Consider the following 18,791-nt stretch of genomic DNA (forward strand, 5'->3'; position numbering starts at 1 on the left):
ATAGGCAGCATTGCTTTGACCGTGCCGCTGTGGCGACGGAATATTGTATACATGACGAGTGACGTCTTGGCCTCCGTCCCCGTCCCGGTCCCCGGGCGTGCCGAACGCGTGCGCCGGATCGCCGAGGAACTGCAAGGCCTCCGCGGTCCACTGATCCCGATCCTGCACGCGGTCCAGGAGGAACTCGGGTACGTCGATCAGCCCGACGTCCCCGTGATCGCGGACGTGCTGAACCTCGCGGTCGCGGAGGTACATGGGGTCGTCACGTTCTACAAGGACTTCCGGCGTACCGCGGCCGGGCGCGCCACGGTGTCGATCTGTCAGGCCGAGGCGTGCCGCTCGGTGGGCGCCGTCGCGCTGGCCGAGCATGCCCGGCGCAGCATCGGGTGCGGGTTCGGTGAGACGACCGCCGACGGCCGGATCACGCTCGACGAGGTGTTCTGTTTCGGAAACTGTGCGCTCGGCCCGGCCGTGCAACTTTCCGGAAAGCTGCACGGCCGGGTGACGCCGACCCGGTTGGACGCGCTGCTCGGGGAGGTCCGGTGAGGGTTTACGTTCCGAAAGATTCCGCCGCGCGGTCGGTGGGTGCCGACGAGGTTGCGGAACGGATTTCCGCGGTTTCCGGCACCGTCGAGGTCGTGCGGACCGGGTCCCGGGGAATGCTCTGGCTGGAGCCGTTGGTCGAGGTGGAGACGGCCGCGGGGCGGATCGGGTACGGCCCGGTGGCTCCGGAGGACGTGGACGGGTTGATCGCGGCCGGCATGCTGCGGGGCGAGGGACCCAACCTCGGGGTGGTGGACGACCTGCCGTGGATGAAACGGCAGCAGCGGTTGACGTTCCGCCGGGTCGGCGTTGTCGATCCGCTGTCGACCACGGATTTCGTCAACCACGGCGGGACCGCTGGACTCCGGACCGCGCTGGGAATGGCGCCGGTCGACGTGGTCGAGACCGTTGTGGACTCCGGGCTTCGGGGCCGCGGCGGTGCGGGGTTCCCGACCGGGATCAAGTGGCGGACGGTGCTCGGCGCCGACGCCGATCTGAAGTTCGTCTGCTGCAACGCGGACGAGGGCGACTCCGGCACCTACGCGGACCGGATGCTGATCGAGGGCGACCCCTTCACGCTCATCGAGGGCATGACGATCGCCGCGTACGCCGTCGGCGCGTCGGAAGGGTACGTCTATCTGCGATCGGAGTACCCGGACGCGGTCGCGACGCTGCGGGCCGCGATCGCGCTGGCCCGCGCGGAAGGCTGGTTGGGGCCGGACATCCTCGGCTCAGGGTTCGGCTTCGACCTGCAGGTCCGGGTCGGCGCGGGCGCGTACATCTGCGGCGAAGAGACCTCGATGCTGGAGAGCCTGGAAGGAAAGCGCGGCATGGTGCGCGCGAAGCCTCCGATCCCTGCACTGGAAGGGCTTTTCGGCCGTCCGACCGTGGTGAACAACGTGTTGTCGTTGGCAACGGTTCCGACGATCCTGGCGGACGGTGCCGCGACGTACGCGGCGTACGGGACCGGGCGCTCGCTCGGTACCAGCGTCTTCCAGCTCGGTGGGAACGTGGCGCGCGGCGGGATCGTCGAGACCGCGTTCGGGATCACGCTCGGCGAGCTGGTCGACGACTTCGGCGGCGGCACGTCGTCCGGGCGTCCGGTCCGGGCCGTGCAGGTAGGCGGTCCGCTCGGGGCCTACCTGCCGGTCGAGCAGTTCGAGCTGCCGATGGATTACGAGGCGTTCGCCGCGGCCGGCGCGATGGTCGGGCACGGCGGGATCGTGGTGTTCGACGACACCGTGGACATGGCGGCGATGGCGCGGTTCGCCTTCGAGTTCTGCGCCGCCGAGTCGTGCGGGAAGTGCACACCGTGCCGGGTCGGCGCGGTCCGCGGCGTCGAGACCATCGACCGGATCGTCGCCGACGAGGACCGCGCGAAGAACCTCGTCGTACTCGACGACCTCTGCGAACTGATGACCGACGGCTCGCTCTGCGCGATGGGCGGGCTCACCCCCATGCCGGTACGTAGTGCCGTCCGCCATTTCGGAAAGGACTTCGGCGCATGAGCTTGCTCAAGGAACCCGACTTCGGCACCCCCGCCCGCCCCGGCGCGGCGACCATCGAGTTGACCGTCGACGGAGTGCCCGTGCAGGTCCCACCGGGTACGTCGGTGATGCGGGCGGCGAAGGAGGCGGGCGTCGACGTACCCAAGCTGTGTGCGACCGACAACCTCGAAGCGTTCGGATCCTGCCGCCTGTGCGTGGTGGAGATCGACGGTGTGCGGGGTACGCCGGCCTCCTGTACGACGCCCGTCGCGGACGGCATGGTGGTGCGGACGCAGAACGAGCGGCTCGGGAAACTGCGCCGCGGCGTGATGGAGCTGTACATCTCGGACCACCCGCTCGACTGCCTGACCTGTTCCGCGAACGGGGACTGCGAGCTGCAGGACATGGCCGGAGTCACCGGGCTCCGCGAGGTCCGGTACGGATCCGGCGTCGAGGCCGGCGCGAACCACATGGACCTACCGACCGACAGCTCCAACCCGTACTTCGACTTCGAGGCGTCCAAGTGCATCGCGTGCTCGCGGTGCGTACGGGCGTGTGACGAAGTACAGGGGACGCTGGCGCTGACGATCGAGGGGCGCGGGTTCGACTCCAAGGTCGCCGCGGGCGCGGGCGTGTCCTTTTTCGACTCCGACTGCGTGTCGTGCGGCGCGTGTGTACAGGCGTGCCCGACCGCGACGTTGCAGGAGAAGTCGGTTGTCGATCTCGGCATGCCGACCCGGACGGTGTTGACGACCTGCGCGTACTGCGGGGTCGGGTGCTCGTTCAAGGCCGAGCTGCGAGGTGACGAGCTGGTCCGGATGGTGCCGTACAAGAACGGTGGCGCGAACGAGGGGCACTCGTGTGTGAAGGGCCGGTTCGCGTTCGGGTACGCGAGCCACCCGGATCGCGTCCTCGAGCCGATGGTCCGGAACACGCTTTCGGACGAGTGGCGGAAAGTTTCCTGGGACGAGGCGATCGGGTTCACCGCGCGCCGGTTGCGCGAGATCCAGGCGACGTACGGGCCGGGGTCGATCGGCGCGATCACGTCCTCGCGGACCACGAACGAGGAGGTGTACGCCGTCCAGAAGATGGTCCGGGCGGTGTTCGGGAACAACAACGTCGACACCTGCGCGCGGGTCTGCCACTCGCCGACGGGGTACGGGCTGAAGCAGACCTTCGGGGAATCCGCCGGAACGCAGGATTTCCGTTCCGTCGACGCGTCCGACGTGATCCTGGTGATCGGTTCGAACCCGACCGACGCGCACCCGGTCTTCGGGTCCCGGATGAAGCAGCGGATCCGGCAGGGTGCCCAGCTGATCGTGATCGACCCGCGGCGGATCGATCTGGTCCGGACGCCGCACGTCGAGGCGACGTACCACCTGGAGCTCCGGCCGGGGACGAACGTCGCGATCGTCAACGCGCTCGCGCACGTGGTGGTGACCGAAGGCCTGGTGGACCGGGAGTTCGTCGCCGACCGGTGCGAGGACTTCGAGGCCTGGGAGACGTTCATCGGGCAGCCCGAGCACAGCCCCGAGGCAGTGGCCGAGATCACCGGCGTACCGGCGGACAAGATCCGCGCGGCGGCCCGGCTGTACGCGACCGGCGGCAACGCGGCGATCTACTACGGTCTCGGCGTCACCGAGCACAGCCAGGGCTCGACCATGGTGATGGGGATGGCGAACCTCGCGATGGCTACCGGCAACATCGGCCGACCGGGCGTCGGGGTGAACCCGATGCGCGGACAGAACAACGTCCAGGGATCGTGCGACATGGGTTCCTTCCCGCACGAACTGCCCGGGTACCGGCACGTCTCCGACGACGACGTCCGCGACATCTACGAGAAACTCTGGGGTACGCCGATCCTGAACGAGCCCGGATTGCGGATCCCGAACATGTTCGACGCCGCGATCGACGGTTCGTTCAAGGCCCTGTTCGTGCAGGGCGAGGACATCGCGCAGTCCGATCCGAACACGCAGCATGTGTTTTCCGCACTCGGCGCGCTCGACCTGCTCGTCGTCCAGGACCTGTTCGTCAACGAGACCGCGAAGTTCGCGCACGTCCTGCTGCCCGGAACGTCGTTCCTGGAGAAGGACGGAACGTTCACGAACGCCGAGCGGCGGATCAACCGGGTCCGGCCGATCATGGCGCCGCGGACCGGGAAACAGGAGTGGGAAATCGTGTGCGAGATCGCGCAGTCGATGGGGTACCCGATGCACTACGAGTCGGCCGCGCAGATCATGGACGAGATCGCGCTGACGACACCGACGTTCATGGGGGTGTCGTTCGCGAAGCTCGACGAGCTGGGCTCGATCCAGTGGCCGTGCAACGTCGAGCACCCCGAGGGAACGCCGATCATGCACGAGGACGAGTTCACCCGCGGCAAGGGCCGGTTCATGGAAACCGTGTACGTGCCGACGTCGGAGCGGTCGACGCGGAAATTCCCGTTGATCCTCACGACAGGCCGAATCCTGTCGCAGTACAACGTCGGCGCACAGACCCGGCGTACGGCGAACGTGGCCTGGCATCCCGAGGACGTGCTCGAGCTGCATCCGCACGATGCGGAGGTCCGCGGCGTGACCGACGGCCACCTGATCGCGCTGTCGAGCCGGGTGGGCCGGACGGAGCTCCGGGCGAAGATTTCCGACCGGATGCCGGTCGGCGTCTGCTACACCACATTCCACCACCCGGTCAGCGGAGCCAACGTCGTCACCACGGAGAACTCGGACTGGGCCACCAACTGCCCCGAGTACAAGGTGACCGCCGTTCAGGTCGACCTGATTCCGGAATCCGTAAGCACCGATTCCACCCAGGAGCCGGCAGCCGACCGTCAACCTGTCATTGCCGGAGGCAACCGGTGAGTGGCGGCGTGCCGCCGTACGTGCGGCTGGCGAACGAGATCGCCGCGCAGTTTGCGCACCGGGCGCCCGCGGACGCCGCCACCGCGATCGCCAACCACCTGAAGGCCACCTGGGACCCGCGGATGAAGCAGGCCCTGATTGCCCACGCCGACTCCGGAGCCACCGACCTGGTGCCGGCCGCCGCCGCGGCCGCCCGCCACCTTCGGGCCACCCAGTGACCCATCCCACAGCCCAGCCGAACCCTGGCAGCACGTCCGGGGAACGGGACCGGTTCGACAAGCCGGGGCGGGTTGGAGAGGGTGGTCCGGTGGAGGACGGGCCGGGTGGTGCAGCCTCCGGAGGCCGTGGTCTCCGGGCGCAGCGGGATGTCGTGCCGTGGGACGTGGCTCGGCGGTTGGCGCACGCGGCGGCGCGGGTCGGGAAGGCGGCGAGCCGCGGCCTGGACACGGCCGGCGGCTGCGTACTGGCGACCCCCTTGGTGTCCCCGGTGGCCGTCCCACCCGTGGACCGAGCAGCGATGGACGGGTACGCCGTCCGCGGCGCCGGACCGTGGCGCGTGATCGGCCACGTGCAGGCCGGAGCCGCAGATCCGGGAGCACTCGAGGACGGCGAGGCGACCAGCATCGTCACCGGCGCCACGCTACCCGCAGGCACAACATCGGTGGTCCGCTCAGAAGACGCGGTCGTGACGCCGGCGGATCGCTCGGAGAACGCGGGAGCGACGTCGACGGATCGCTCGGAAGACGCGGGTGTGACCGGGGACCGGCTGGAGGGGCCGGCTGAGGACGGTCGGCACATCCGCCGAGCGGGCGAGGAGTGCACGCCCGGCAACCAACTGCTCCCCGCGGGTGTTGTCGTCACCCCCGCCGTCCTGGGCCTGGCCGCGACAGTCGGCCTCAACCGCCTCACCGTCATCCCGCCCCCGACCGTCGCCGCCCTCGTCACCGGCGACGAACTGGTCCACCGCGGCCCCTCCACCCCCGGCCGAGTCCGCGACGCCATCGGCCCCATGCTCCCCACCCTCATCACCCAAGCCGGCGCCAGACCCCTCGCCTCACCCACCGCCTCCGCAGGCCTCGCGTCCCCCGCCTCGCCCCCGTCCCCCGCCTCGCCCGCCGCCCTCGGCGGCTCGTCGGCTTCCGGCGCGGGCCCTGGTGCGGTTCGGCATTTGGGAGATTCACGGGCTGAGTTGATCGACGCTCTGCGTGAGAGTCAGGCTGACCTGATTCTCGTGTCGGGGTCGTCTGCCGCCGGCCCGGCCGATCATCTGCGGCCCGCGCTCGCCGAGTTGGGCGCCGAACTGATCGTCGACGGTGTCGCCTGCCGCCCCGGTCATCCGCAGGCGCTGGCGCAGCTGCCCGACGGACGGTTGGTGCTCGGTCTCCCCGGCAACCCGTTCGCCGCGCTCGTTGCTTTCCTGACGCTCGGTGGCGCCGCCATCAGCCGGATGCGCGGCCTCCCGCTCCCCGAGCTCACGCACATCGCCGTCCCGGGCGGCATCCCGTGCCACCCGACCAGCACACGGCTCGTCCCGGTCCGCCTCACGCCACAAGGCGCCGTACCGATCGGTCATGGTGGTGCCGCCATGCTCCGCGGTCCCGCCGGCGCCGACGCGCTCGCCGTGGTCGCGCCGGGCCCGTCCGAAGCCATCGCCGCCCGCCTGCTGCCGCTCGACCCAGGGGCCCGTCCGTGGGGCGGCTGATCGCCCGCCGCCCGGTCGTCCGGCTCAGCCCCGCCGGCGAGCGCTCACGCCCGGATTCGATCGCCGTCGAGGAACCGCTCGAACTCCGCGTCGACGGAAAACCTCTCGCAGTCACCATGCGAACCCCCGGTCACGACGTCGAACTCGCACACGGTTTCCTGCAGACCGAAGGCGTGATCGGAAAACCCGATGACATTCGTGACGCCCGGTACTGCGATTCCCGCGACGACGAGGGTCGCAACTCGTACAACGTCCTGGACCTCGGCCTCGCCCCCGGCGTCCCGGCCCCGGTCACGGGCGTGGAGCGCAACTTCTACACCACGTCGTCCTGCGGTGTCTGCGGCAAAGCCTCCCTCGACGCGGTCCGCACCAAGACCCGGTACTCCCCGGCAGCCGACGACGTGCAGATCGCGTACGACGTCCTCGCGACGCTGCCCGACGCTCTCCGCGCCAGGCAACAGGTCTTCGACCGCACCGGTGGCCTGCACGCGGCCGGGCTCTTCACCGCGACAGGCGACCTGCTCGTCGTCCGGGAGGACGTCGGCCGGCACAACGCGGTCGACAAGGTCATCGGCTGGGCCCTCCTCAACGGCCACGTCCCGGCCCGTGGCCTGATCCTGATCGTCTCCGGCCGGACGTCGTTCGAGCTCGCCCAGAAAGCGGTGATGGCCGGCATCCCGGTTCTCGGCGCGGTCTCGGCCCCGAGTTCACTCGCGATCGACCTCGCCGTTGAGTCCGGTCTGACACTGGCCGGCTTCATCCGCAACCGGAGCCTGAATCTCTACAGCCGCCCGGATCGCGTAAATGTCGAGCCCGCCGCGGCGCGTCCGACGTACCGGGCATGAACGACTACGGAGTGACCGGTGCGACCACCGGTGTCGAGGTCCTGATCGACCTGCCGATCGACGAGTTCTGGTCCGGCATCACCGCGATCGACCGGTACGGCGAGTGGAGCCCGGAGTGCTACTACGGCGCCTGGCTCGACGACACGATCGAGAAAGGCGCCCGCTTCGAGGCGCGGAACCGCTTCGCCGACGGGTTCGAGACCTACGTGACCTGCACGGTCACCGTCGCGGAGGCGCCGTACCGCTTCGGGTGGGACGTGTACGGCGGCGAGGAGGAGCCGTTCGCGCACTGGGAGTACGAACTGGAGCGCCGCGGGTCCCGGACGCTCGTCCGGCAGACCTTCACGCACGGACCCGCCAACAGCGGGATGCGGATCGGCGCCGTCGAGCACCCGGACCGGGCCGCGGAGGTCATCCAGGGCCGGCTCGACCAGCTGGCGGCGAACATGCGCACGACCCTGGCCGCGATGGAATCGGCCATGCGGGCCTAGCCCGGCGGTGTGCTCAGGAGGCTTCGCTGGCTGTCTGTGTGGACGGACTCACCCACAGGCAGTCGGCGGTGCCGGCGTCGACGTGCTCCTCGTAGATCGTGACCTTGTGGGTGATCACGCCCAGGCACTCGTTGAGCTCCGCGATCTGGGCGCTGACGTAGTCCTGGTGGCTGCGCAGCAGGGCCAACCGTTCCTGCTCGTTTCCGGGTCCTTGGCGCACCAGATCGGTGTATTTCCGGATCGTGTCCAGCGGCATTCCCGACGAGCGGAACTTGATGCACATGGTCAGCCAGTCGACGTCGTCCTCGGTGTAGACGCGCCGCCCGTTCGACTCCCGCCGGACCGGATCCGCCAGCAGCCCTTCGCGCTCGTAGAACCGCAGCGCGTGCACACTCAGCCCGGTCCGCTCGGCCACCTGCCCGATACTCAGTCCACCACCCATGAGCGGCACCCTAACCCGCGCCTGGACCATCCTCCAGGGCCTCACAACAGCGGCTTGAGGGCCTCGAGGGCGAGTTGTACGTCGTCGTTCGTGGAGTAGATGTGGAACGACGCGCGCAGTTTTCCGTCGCGGACCGCGGCGCGGATTCCGGCGGCGTCGAACGCTTGCTGCGCGCCGGGGAGGCTCGTGCTGACGATCGCGCTGTTCGACGGCGGGAGGCCGAGGCCGGCGCGGAAGTCGTTCGCCAGCGCGAGGTTGTGCCTGTTGATGGTGTCGACCCCGATCTGCTCGACCAGTTCAAGCGCCGGCGCGGCGCCGACGAAGCTGAACCAGGCCGGTGACTGGTCGAACCGGCGCGCGCCGGGATCGAGCTCCATCACCGGGCCGTAGTACGAACCGTGCACGTCGCGGGCGGCGTACCAACCGGCCGCCGACGGACGGCAGCGCTCCTGCAGGCGTGGGGACAGGTAGCCGACCGTCGCGCCGCGGGGCGCCATCAACCACTTGTAGCTGTGGACGATCAGCGCGTCGACACCGTCGACGGTGATCGGATGCCAGCCCACGGCCTGGGACGCGTCGATCACCACGAGCGCACCGATCTGCTTGCTCGCGGCAACTACCGCGGGCAGGTCGAGGACGGCGCCGGTCGCCGACTGCACAGCGCTGACAGCCACCACGTCGATCCCCGGCTTGATCGCCGCCAGCACCTGATCACCCGGTACGGCGATCAGCTCGACGCCCCGGTCCGCGTGCACCTCCCACGGGAAAACGTTGGACGTGAACTCGACGTCGTCGGTCAGCACCTTCGCCCCGTCGGGCAACGCGGCCGCGATCGGAGCCACCGCCGCGGACACCGTGCTGCCCACGAACACGTCCGCGACCTCGGCCCCGACCAGCCGGGCGAACGCGGCGCGCGTGCGGGTGGTCGACTCGTCCCACGGCTCCCAACTCGTCGCACCGACCCGCCAGTCGGCGAGCGCCGCCTGCAACGCCTCCCAGGCCGGCTTCGGCGGCAGTCCGTACGACGCCGTGTTCAGCCACCCCGGCTCGGGATCCCACAATCCAGCGATATCCAGCCCAGCAATGTCCATGGCGCCCACTGTAGGCAGCACTTGACCTAGACAGCGCTCTAGCTCCTAGTGTCCTGAGTCGAACGTCCGACTCAGGACACTATCGTGCGGGACATCACGGATCGGAACGCTAGGGAGCTGCTGTCATGCGCTATCGCACGCTGGGTGGGACCGGGATCGAGGTCAGTACGCACTGTCTCGGGGCGATGATGTTCGGTGCGGTCGGAAACCCGGATCACGAGGACTGCGTCCGGATCATCCACCACGCGCTGGACCAGGGGATCAACTTCGTCGACACCGCGGACATGTACTCCGCCGGCGAGTCCGAGGAAATCGTCGGAAAGGCACTCCAGGGCCGCCGGGACGACGTCGTCCTCGCGACCAAGGTGCACTTTCCGCTGGGCGAGGGCCGGAACCGGAGCGGAAACTCGCGGCGCTGGATCACCCGCGCCGTCGAGGACAGCCTGCGCCGCCTCGGCACGGACTGGATCGATCTCTACCAGGTGCACCGGCCGGACCACACCACGGATATCGAGGAAACGCTGTGGGTGCTGAGTGACCTGGTGAGCGCCGGAAAGATCCGGGCGTTCGGCTGTTCGGCGTTTCCGGCCGAGGACATCGTCGAGGCGAGCCACGTCTCGGAAACCCGTGGCTACGGGCGTTTCCGGACCAACCAACCGCCGTACTCGCTGCTGGCCCGCGGCATCGAGCGTTCCGTGCTGCCGACCTGCCGGAAACTCGGAATGGGCGTTCTGACCTACAGCCCGCTCGCCTTCGGTTTCCTTTCCGGAAAGTTCCGGAAGGGCCAGCCGCTGGACCGGGCCTCGAGTCGCGCCGCGCTGGCGCCCGATCGGTTCGACCCGGCGCTGCCCGCGAACGCGGCGAAGTACGACGCCGTCGAGCACCTGGTCGAGGTTGCCGACGGCATCGGTACGACGTTGCCCGAGCTTGCGATGGCGTTCGTCACCACGCATCCGGCGGTCACGTCGGTGATTTCCGGTCCGCGCACGATGGAGCAGCTCGAGGGCCTGCTGAAGGCGGCGGAACTGACGCTCGACGACAAGACCCTCGACCGGATCGACGAGATCGTCCCGCCCGGCACCGACGTGTACCGCGCGGACGCCGCTTGGCAACCCCAGTCCCTGACCGACGTCACCCAGCGGCGCCGCGCCCTGACCGACCGCTGACTGCTTACTGGCCTGTAGCACCGTTCACGAACGCGTTCGCAGCCGTCTCACCCTTGCTCACCGCATCGGCCGCGCTCTCGATCGGCGCGGCCGTAACACCCGGGAACAGGATGTACGTGACGACCGCACCGTCCACACCACCGGACGCCGGGTCCGGGTCGATCCCGAGCTGCTGCGCCAACTTGTACGAGCCCTCGCCGATGATCCCGGTCGGACCCTCGTCACCGACCACGGCGTACGCGACCTTGTCCTGATAGACGACCGCAGCCACTGTCCCACCAGCGATCCCGGCCGACCCGTACTTCCAGATCGAGCTCGGCAGCGGTACGACGATGAACGGCAACCCGGCCGAGTTCAGCGGCTGTCCGTCGGACTGATGGAACGAGGTGTCGGGCTGGAACGACGGGTCGGTGTCCTCGCTGCACTGCGTCGTTCGTTGCCCGTCACAATCGATGTCGAGGTCCGCGGTCCAGTGCACCGCGTCGCCGGACTTGCACACGGCAACAGACGCGGATCCGTCCTCGTCAGGGGCGTACTTCCCGTTGGACAGCTGCGACTCACAGGAGGCCCGAATGCGGAGCTGGTCCGCGGTCGGGCCGGCCAGCTCGTCGGCCTGGGAATCTCGTTGCGGCACCACTAATGCCAGGCCGGCCACTGCCAGCGCCAGGCAGACCACGGTCAATCGGCGAACCATCGCAACCTCCGGGGGGCGAACGGAAGATGAAGGTTTTCGCCCATCACAGTACAGACAGTAGTTACTAATTAACACCCCGAATCGTGGCGGGCAGCAACGATGACCGCGCCGCGCGGGTGCATTACCGTGGCTGCCCAACGACCGGCGGCCAGGGGTGATGTGATGGCGGTGACCATGCGCGATGTGGCGCGCGCGGCCGGCGTGTCCCCGAAGACGGTCTCGAACGTGATGAACGGCTACCCGTACATCCGCGAGGAGACCCGGACCAGGGTGCTGGCCGCGATCGACACGCTCGGCTACCGGATGAACATCTCCGCCCGGAACCTGAAGTCCGGCCGGACCGGCGTTATCGCCCTCGCCGTCCCCGAGCTCAGCAACCCGTACTTCGCGGAGCTGGCCGACGAGGTGATCGCAGCGGCCGGCGAGCACGGCCTCACCGTGATGATCGAGACCACCGGCGCCGACCGCGATCGCGAACTGACCGCGCTGGCGCGCCCACGCGGCCACCTCGTCGACGGACTGCTCTACAGCCCGCTCGGCCTGGGCCCGGAGGACGTCGACGAACTGCAGACCTCCACGCCGATCGTGCTGCTCGGCGAGCGGATCTTCCACGGCCCGGTCGACCACGTGATGATCGACAACGTCGAGGGTACGAAGGCCGTCGTACGCCATCTCCTGGACCAGGGCCGCCGGCGGATCGCCGTACTCGGCATCCGCCCCGGCGAGCAGGTCGGCACCGCAGCCATCCGGTACGGCGCCTACGCCGAGACACTCACGCAGTACGGCGTCCCCGTTGCCGCGGAGCTCGCGGTTTCCGGAGGGGCGTGGCGCCGGTCGAGCGGGGCCGAGGCGATCGCGGAACTCGTCGACCGGGGGATCGAGTTCGACGCGGTGTTCGCGTTGAACGACCTGCTCGCGCTCGGGGCGATCCGCGCGCTCGCCGGGCGCGGAATCCGTGTTCCGGAGGACGTCGCGGTGGCCGGCTTCGACAACATCGACGAGTCGGCGTTCAGCAGTCCGACGCTCACCACGGTCGACGCCGGGCGGGTGCAGATCGCGCGGACCTCGGTCGACCTGCTGGTCCGCCGGATGAGTGGTGACGACTCCACCCCGGAGGAAATCGTCGCGCCGTACGAGTTGCACGTTCGCGAATCGACCTCTTGACCGACCACCGCTCCGGCCCCCATGATCTTCTACATCGATGTACTACACCGATGTAGAAGGGCCTCCCCCGTGACCGCTGCCACCATCACCCTGGACCCCACTTTCCGGATCGCGCCGGTCAACCGGCGGACGTTCGGCACCTTCGTCGAGCACATGGGCCGGTGTGTCTACACCGGCATCTACGAGCCCGGCCACGCCACCGCGGACGAGGACGGTTTCCGCAAGGACGTCCTCGAACTGACCCGTGAGCTGGGCGTTTCCGTGGTCCGCTACCCCGGCGGAAACTTCGTTTCCGGCTATCGCTGGGAGGACGGCGTCGGCCCGCGCGAGTCGCGGCCGCGGCGGCTGGACCTGGCCTGGCACAGCATCGAGACCAACGAGTTCGGTCTGGACGAGTTCAGCCGCTGGTGCGCGAAGGCCGGCGTCGAGCCGATGATGGCGATCAACCTCGGCACCCGGGGCGTCCAGGAGGCGCTCGACCTGCTCGAGTACACCAACCACCCGGGCGGCACGGCCCTGTCCGATCTGCGCGAGCAGCACGGCGCGTCGCCGTACGGGATCAAGCTGTGGTGCCTCGGCAACGAACTCGACGGCCCGTGGCAGGTCGGGCACAAGACGCCGACGGAGTACGGGCGGCTCGCGGCCGAGACGGCGCGGGCGATGCGGATGATCGAGCCCGGTCTGCAACTGGTCGCGTGTGGCTCGTCGTCATCGAAGATGCCGCTGTTCGGGACCTGGGAACGCGACGTACTGCGGGAGACCTACGAGTTCGTCGACTACATCTCCTGCCACGCGTACTACGGCAACGAGGACGGCGACACGGCCTCGTTCCTGGCGTCGGCGGTGAACATGGACCACTTCATCGACTCAGTCGTCGCCACCGCGGACCACGTCGGCGCGGAGCTCAAGAGCAGCAAGAAGATCGGCATCTCGTTCGACGAGTGGAACGTCTGGTACTCCGACCGCTCGCGCAGCACCGACGGTCCGGGCGACCAGTGGGAGGTGGCGCCGCGGCGGATCGAGGACCAGTACAACGTCACCGATGCCGTTGTCGTCGGCAACCTTCTGATCTCGCTGCTGCGGCACAGCGACCGGGTCGCGGTCGCCTGCCTGGCCCAACTGGCGAACGTGATCGCGCCGATCATGACCGAGCCCGGCGGCGCGGCGTGGAAGCAGCCGACGTTCCACCCGTTCGCGATCACCTCGCGGCTCGCCGCCGGCGACGTACTGCACCTGCAGACCGATTCGCCGACGGTCACCACCGCGGCGTACGGCGACGTGGCGGCGGTCGACGCCGTGGCGACGTACGACGAGGGCCGTCTGTCCGTCTTCGCGGTCAACCGTTCGACCGAAGGCCCGGTCGAGGTCACCGTCGACGTCAGCCGCGCCGGCGTCACCACGATCGACGAGGCCGTCCTCATCCACGACGCCGACCCGCTCGCGACCAACACAGCCACGCAGCCCGACCGCGTCACCCCGCAGCCGGCGGACGCCCGGTTGCGGGACGGCAAGCTGACGATTACGCTCCCGGCGATCAGCTGGACAGCGGTTTCTCTGTCGACGGATTGACAGCGCTGGCTCAGACTATGTGGCCGTGAGTAATTCGTCCGACCTTGCCGAGACCGCGCGCCTGGAAGCCTTCAGTGACGGCGTCTTCGCGATCGCGATCACCCTCCTCGTCCTCGAACTGCACAGCCCGAAGCTCGAGGAGGGTGAACGCCTGTGGCCGGCGTTGCTGGACGAGTGGCCGCAGTTCGCGGCGTACCTGACCAGCTTCGCGATCCTCGGCATCATGTGGGTCAACCACCACTCGATGTTCCGGCAGATCAAGCGCGCCGACCGCGGGCTGATGTTCCTGAACCTGTTGCTGCTGCTCTGGGCGACGCTGCTGCCGTTCCCGACGAGCCTGTTCGCGGAGCACCTCGAGGACGACTCGATCAACGCGAACGTCGCGGCCGCCGTCTACAGCGCGAACCTGACCCTGGCGGCGATCGCGTTCAGCCTGATCTGGTGGTACGTCCTGCGCAACCACCTGGTCGAGCACGACATGACCAAGCGCCAGGCCCGCAGGTCGGTGATCCGCTACTCGATGGGCACGGTGATCTACGGCGCGACGATCGGCATCTCGTTCATCTCCGCGCAGTTGACGCTGCTCGTGGTGTTCCTGCTTGCCGTGTACTACGCGTTCGAGCAGGTCAGAACCCGCGGTTCCACACCGGTGCCCGGCGCCCAGTGAATGGCGCTCAGTGATTGGCGTGCCGCTGGGCCCAGAGCGCGGCCTGCGTCCGGTCGGCGACGCCCAACCGGTGGAAGATGCTGGTCAGATGGGCCTTCACAGTCCGTTCGCTGATCCCTAGCCGCTGTGCGATCGCTCGATTCGGTAGGCCGCCGCTGAGCATCTCCAGAACCTCCAGCTCGCGACTCGTGAAGGTGATGTCCCGCGGTGACAGTCGTCGGCTGGTGAGGAACTCCCGGGCCACCAGCGGATCGAGCGGCGAGCCGCCGGCGGCCACCTGCCGGATGCCCGTCAGGATCGCCTCGGTCGGACTGTTCTTGAGCAGGTACCCCTCCGCGCCGGCGTCCAGTGCGGCCACGATGCGGTTGCGGTCGCTGAACGACGTCAGTACCAGGACGTGGGCCCGGGGATTCGCCGCGACGATGCGTTCGGTGGCGGCGATCCCGTCCAGGACCGGCATCGACAGGTCCATCAGCACGACGTCCGGGAGCAATCGCGCGGCCAGCGTCACTCCCTCTGCGCCATTGGCCGCGCTGCCCACCGGGACCAGATCGGTGGTGGCTGCCAGCAGCTGACACAGCCCGGTCCGCACGATGTCATGATCGTCGACCACCAGCACCCGGATCATCCGGTCGCCCGCTGTCCCCGCTTGTTTCGACGCAGATCCCCGTAGCCCCACATCTGTAGTCCCCCCCCACTGTGGATGATAGGTCGATCTGCACTGCGTGAGCAGGTCTCAACCGCTTTTCGTCATCGACTGCGACAAGCGTTTGACGGCCAGCGACCGGGGAGTGCTAGCCCAAAAGTGCAATAGCGGCGGGGCTGTCGTGGCCGCGATTGTTGAATGATGAAAGCGCCGCTGAGCCTCAGCGTGGCGGCCCCCGCGGTCCGCTCGCACTCCCTGGCCCTGGCCGGCGCAGCGTTCCTCGTCATCCTTCAGGTCGGGGTCGCGCTGCTCCGCCCCTGGCCCCTGGCGCTGGCGGTCGACCACGCGCTCGGGTCGAAGCCGCTCACCGGGCGGTTCGCAGCCCTGGACGGGTTGTCGCCGGCGCAGCTGCTCGTCCTGGCCGGCGCCGCCACGGTCGTCCTCGTGACCGTCGACGGACTCCTCGAGATGGCGAGTATGCGGACCGCCGAGGGCGCGGCCGAACGCATCGGCGCGGCACTCCGGGCGCTGATGTTCGAGCGCGCGATGACACGTTCCTTACGGTGGCACGACCGGATGCGCAGCGGCGAACTCGTGTCCCGGCTGACCACCGACGTGGGCCGGATCCTGGACGGCGTGGTCGCGATCACCACGTCGTTCCTGCCCGACGCGGTGATGCTGGTCGGCGTACTCGCTCTGCTGCTGGCGTTCGACCCGGGTCTCCTCCTGATCGGACTGACCGTCGTGCCGGTGCTCGGTGGGCTGGCGGTCCGGCAACGGGCCCGGATCCGAGCGGCGCAACTGGATGCGCGGGCCGAGTCCGGGCGGATGACCGCGTCGACGGTCGACCTGTTGCGCAACGTGCGCGCCGTACAGGCGTTCGGACGGATCGATCACGCCACCGGTGAGTTCGAGCGGCGCAACCGCGCGGTCCTGGACGTCGAACTGCGCGCGGTCAGAGTGGACGCGCGCTGGGCCCCGGTGGCCGACATCCTGCTCTCGGTCGGCTCCGCGCTCGTGCTCGTGGTGGGCGGGCTGTCCGTCCTGCACGGCGGACTGACCGTCGGTGGGCTGTTGGTGGTGACCGCGTACCTGCGCGACCTGTACTCCCCGATCCGCGGGCTGACCAGGCTGTCGGCGGTCATGGCCAAGGCCGGTGCGAGCGCCGGCCGGGTGCGCGAGGTGCTGGACTGCACCGAGGCCGTCAACGATCGGCCCGGCGCGTGGGTCGCGCCGCCGCTGGTCAGAGGCGTGCGCTTCGAGAGGGTCGGGTTCCAGTACGAGTCCGGTCAATCCGTCCTCGACGACTTCGACCTCCGGATCGCGGCCGGCGAGACGGTCTGCCTGATCGGGCCGAGCGGCGCAGGCAAGAGCACCGTGTTGCACCTGCTGCTCCGGCTGTACGACGTCGACGCCGGCCGCGTCCTGATCGACGGCGTGAACGTGCGCTACTGCCAGCAGCTCACCGTGCGGAACCGGTTCGCCTACGTCCCGCAGGACCCCTGGCTGCTCGACGCGACGGTGGCGCAGAACATTGCCTTCGGCAATCCTGCGGCCACCCGGGCCGATGTCCTCGAAGCCGGCCGGACCGCACTGGTCGACGAGTTCATCGGCCGACTACCACGCGGCTACGACACCTCGCTCGGCGAGAACGGCGTCCGGTTGTCCGGCGGCCAGCGCCGACGGATCGCGATCGCCAGGGCGGTGGTCTCGCACGCGCCAATGGTCCTGCTCGACGAGCCGACGGCATCGCTCGATCCACGGTCCGCCACAGGTGTGGTGCAGGCGATCCAGAGCGCCACCGCGCATCGCACTGTCCTGATCGTCACCCATGACCGCGAGCTGGCGAGCATCGCCGACCGGGTGGTCACCCTGACCCGCCCCGACCAGCACCGGCCGTCGTCAATCGTCACAGACCTGGAGCACAGACCAGGATGAGAAGGGGGGTGAACACCATGGCACGCATCGAACCGCTGATGTCCAACCGATGCCACAGGAAGCATCGGAAGCACAGCCGCTCTCGCAGCAGAAGCCGCAGTAGGAGCCGTAGTCGCAGCCGCTGCTGACCAGGTGACCGTCGGCCGTCGGGTTTCCCCGGCGGCCGACGGCAGCACACGCTCGCCCTAGGAGGATGCATGGAGCAGTTGTTGGACCCGGACGACGGCTTGGCGATCTGGGACTTCGAGGAAGGTTCCGAGCTGCCTGGCCGGAACCTCGCCATCGAACGCCTCGGCGTCGGGACGAGGTGTGAGACCTGGCTCGTCTGGAACCCGGAGCTCTGGAGCCCAGCAGTACTGAAGCTCGCTCGCCCGCATCAGATCCGCCACCCGCGCGCGGTCCGCACGCTGCGCCGGGAAACCGCTGCACTGACGAGCAATCCACACCCCGCACTGCCACGCCTGCTGGCCGACGGCACCACCGCACCCGTGCCGCACATCGTGATGGAGTACGTCGACGGTCCGGCGCTCGACGAGGAACTCGAGGAAACCGGCGCACTCACCGTGGCGGAGGCCGCCGTACTGGGCTCCCAACTGCTCCCGGCTGTCGCCTCATTGCATCAACGGGGACTCGCGCACCTCGACCTCAAGCCGGAGAACGTCGTACTCCGCGACGCCCGTCCGATCCTGATCGACTTCGGAACCGCGCGGCGCATCGGCGCCACCCAACGGAAAGGGCATCCGGTCGGTACGGCGGGCTACGCCGCGCCGGAGCAGGAGGCGTGCGAACCGGTCTCGGCCGCGATGGATCTCTTCGGACTCGGCATGATCCTCGCCGAGGCGGTGACCGGCGTCCCGCTCGCGGAGGGAGTCGAGATTCCGGCGTCCCCCTTGCTTCCCGTCATCGAGCAGCTGCTGGCCGAGCAACCGGAGAAACGGGGCACGACGGCAGACGTCCTGGTCGCGCTCGCAGACGCTGCCGGCGAACTCCGGCCCTGGCCGGACTGGCTGGATCGCCACGCCGGCACGGCCGTCAGCGCCGGCGCTGGAAGTGAGTGACGTCGACTCCGGGGGCGATCGTGGTGTGTGAGACCTCGGCGTAGCCGCGGGACTTGTAGAGAGCGGTGGCCGGGGTGTTGACCGCGCCGGTGGAGACCAGGCTGACCGGTCGCGGTTCGATGCGGTCGAGCTCGTCGAGGAGCGCGCGCCCGTGACCGCGGCGGCCGTGCGCGGGGTCGACGATCAGGCGGGAGATCTCGACGGTGCGGTCGTCCGGGAACTCGTACGCGACCGCGCCGACGAGCAGCGTTCCGTCGTACCGGCCGAGCCAGTGTTCGCTGCTCGACATCAGGCCGTCGAGGTTTTCCTGGAGCGGCGGGATGCCGTCGAAACCGATCAGTTCGGCCTCCACGGCGTACGCGGCGTGCTGGATCGCGAGCAGCCGCTCGGCGAGCGCGCGGTCGGTGACGTCGAGCGAGGTGATCACGGC

The 18,791-nt window shown here is 69.1% G+C and carries 18 protein-coding genes; 13 read left to right on the forward strand and 5 right to left on the reverse strand.

The genetic code is table 11. From position 1 onward, the window contains the following. The first annotated feature begins 51 nt into the window (after positions 1-51). The 7 genes from AC0662_RS18585 (at position 52) to AC0662_RS18615 (ending at position 7,926) form a co-directional block, all read left to right on the forward strand. Positions 52-546 carry an NAD(P)H-dependent oxidoreductase subunit E gene (locus AC0662_RS18585; RefSeq protein WP_478302006.1) on the forward strand — a complete coding sequence of 165 codons (495 nt, stop codon included), beginning with the start codon at positions 52-54 and terminating at the stop codon, positions 544-546. After that, positions 543-2,051 (forward strand): formate dehydrogenase beta subunit, encoded by a 1,509-nt coding sequence (locus tag AC0662_RS18590; RefSeq protein ID WP_478302008.1) that lies wholly within the window; start codon positions 543-545, stop codon positions 2,049-2,051. Before AC0662_RS18585 ends, AC0662_RS18590 begins: the two co-directional genes overlap by 4 nt. Beyond that, the gene (gene fdhF, locus AC0662_RS18595) at positions 2,048-4,888 is read left to right on the forward strand and encodes a formate dehydrogenase subunit alpha (RefSeq protein ID WP_478302010.1); all 2,841 of its coding nucleotides are present in this window, start codon (positions 2,048-2,050) and stop codon (positions 4,886-4,888) included. Before AC0662_RS18590 ends, fdhF begins: the two co-directional genes overlap by 4 nt. Then, positions 4,885-5,106 carry a formate dehydrogenase subunit delta gene (locus AC0662_RS18600; protein WP_452197209.1) on the forward strand — a complete coding sequence of 74 codons (222 nt, stop codon included), beginning with the start codon at positions 4,885-4,887 and terminating at the stop codon, positions 5,104-5,106. Before fdhF ends, AC0662_RS18600 begins: the two co-directional genes overlap by 4 nt. Positions 5,107-5,195: 89 nt before the next feature. After that, positions 5,196-6,590, forward strand: a complete 1,395-nt coding sequence (locus AC0662_RS18605; protein ID WP_478302012.1) for a molybdopterin molybdotransferase MoeA — start codon at positions 5,196-5,198, stop codon at positions 6,588-6,590. Beyond that, a complete protein-coding gene (fdhD, locus tag AC0662_RS18610; protein WP_452197207.1) occupies positions 6,578-7,435 on the forward strand; it encodes a formate dehydrogenase accessory sulfurtransferase FdhD in 858 nt (285 codons plus the stop codon). Before AC0662_RS18605 ends, fdhD begins: the two co-directional genes overlap by 13 nt. After that, positions 7,432-7,926, forward strand: coding sequence for an SRPBCC family protein (locus AC0662_RS18615; RefSeq protein ID WP_452197206.1), 495 nt, complete (start codon positions 7,432-7,434; stop codon positions 7,924-7,926). Before fdhD ends, AC0662_RS18615 begins: the two co-directional genes overlap by 4 nt. 13 nt (positions 7,927-7,939) lie before the next feature. Here AC0662_RS18615 and AC0662_RS18620 read toward each other — a convergent pair whose 3' ends face one another. Both AC0662_RS18620 and AC0662_RS18625 read right to left on the reverse strand, forming a co-directional pair. Beyond that, on the reverse strand, positions 7,940-8,368 hold the full coding sequence (locus tag AC0662_RS18620; protein ID WP_452197205.1) for a MerR family transcriptional regulator: 429 nt from the start codon (positions 8,366-8,368) through the stop codon (positions 7,940-7,942). A 41-nt stretch (positions 8,369-8,409) separates the two neighbouring features. Next, positions 8,410-9,459: an aminotransferase class V-fold PLP-dependent enzyme gene (locus AC0662_RS18625; RefSeq protein WP_452197204.1), complete on the reverse strand. Its 1,050-nt coding sequence runs from the start codon at positions 9,457-9,459 to the stop codon at positions 8,410-8,412. Positions 9,460-9,584: 125 nt separating this feature from the next. Between AC0662_RS18625 and AC0662_RS18630 the strand changes: the two genes are divergently transcribed. Continuing rightward, entirely contained in the window at positions 9,585-10,625 is a 1,041-nt protein-coding gene (locus tag AC0662_RS18630; protein WP_478302015.1) for an aldo/keto reductase, read from the forward strand. Positions 10,626-10,629: 4 nt separating this feature from the next. On the opposite strand, the gene AC0662_RS18635 is transcribed toward AC0662_RS18630, so the two are convergent. Beyond that, positions 10,630-11,319, reverse strand: a complete 690-nt coding sequence (locus tag AC0662_RS18635; protein WP_452197202.1) for a glycoside hydrolase family 75 protein — start codon at positions 11,317-11,319, stop codon at positions 10,630-10,632. 162 nt (positions 11,320-11,481) lie between these two features. Between AC0662_RS18635 and AC0662_RS18640 the strand changes: the two genes are divergently transcribed. The 3 genes from AC0662_RS18640 to AC0662_RS18650 are packed head-to-tail and all read left to right on the forward strand — an operon-like array spanning position 11,482 to position 14,719. Then, positions 11,482-12,483 (forward strand): LacI family DNA-binding transcriptional regulator, encoded by a 1,002-nt coding sequence (locus AC0662_RS18640; RefSeq protein WP_478302017.1) that lies wholly within the window; start codon positions 11,482-11,484, stop codon positions 12,481-12,483. 21 nt (positions 12,484-12,504) lie between these two features. After that, positions 12,505-14,052, forward strand: coding sequence for an arabinosylfuranosidase ArfA (arfA, locus tag AC0662_RS18645; protein ID WP_478302019.1), 1,548 nt, complete (start codon positions 12,505-12,507; stop codon positions 14,050-14,052). Positions 14,053-14,077: 25 nt separating this feature from the next. Continuing rightward, the gene (locus tag AC0662_RS18650) at positions 14,078-14,719 is read left to right on the forward strand and encodes a TMEM175 family protein (RefSeq protein WP_478302021.1); all 642 of its coding nucleotides are present in this window, start codon (positions 14,078-14,080) and stop codon (positions 14,717-14,719) included. A 7-nt stretch (positions 14,720-14,726) separates the two neighbouring features. On the opposite strand, the gene AC0662_RS18655 is transcribed toward AC0662_RS18650, so the two are convergent. Continuing rightward, complete coding sequence (locus AC0662_RS18655) at positions 14,727-15,347, reverse strand: response regulator (RefSeq protein ID WP_452197198.1); 621 nt, start codon at positions 15,345-15,347, stop codon at positions 14,727-14,729. Positions 15,348-15,566: 219 nt separating this feature from the next. Here AC0662_RS18655 and AC0662_RS18660 point away from each other — a divergent pair, with 219 nt between their 5' ends. Together AC0662_RS18660 and AC0662_RS18665 are read left to right on the forward strand one after the other, a co-directional pair. Continuing rightward, positions 15,567-17,303 (forward strand): ABC transporter ATP-binding protein, encoded by a 1,737-nt coding sequence (locus AC0662_RS18660; RefSeq protein ID WP_478302023.1) that lies wholly within the window; start codon positions 15,567-15,569, stop codon positions 17,301-17,303. A 197-nt stretch (positions 17,304-17,500) separates the two neighbouring features. Beyond that, the gene (locus tag AC0662_RS18665; RefSeq protein WP_452197196.1) at positions 17,501-18,361 is read left to right on the forward strand and encodes a serine/threonine-protein kinase; all 861 of its coding nucleotides are present in this window, start codon (positions 17,501-17,503) and stop codon (positions 18,359-18,361) included. Here the strand turns inward: AC0662_RS18665 and AC0662_RS18670 are convergent. Then, entirely contained in the window at positions 18,336-18,788 is a 453-nt protein-coding gene (locus tag AC0662_RS18670; protein ID WP_452197195.1) for a GNAT family N-acetyltransferase, read from the reverse strand. The two genes, AC0662_RS18665 and AC0662_RS18670, sit on opposite strands and share 26 nt — an antisense overlap. Positions 18,789-18,791: the final 3 nt, after the last annotated feature.

The organism is Kribbella sp. NPDC043289, from assembly GCF_056436705.1.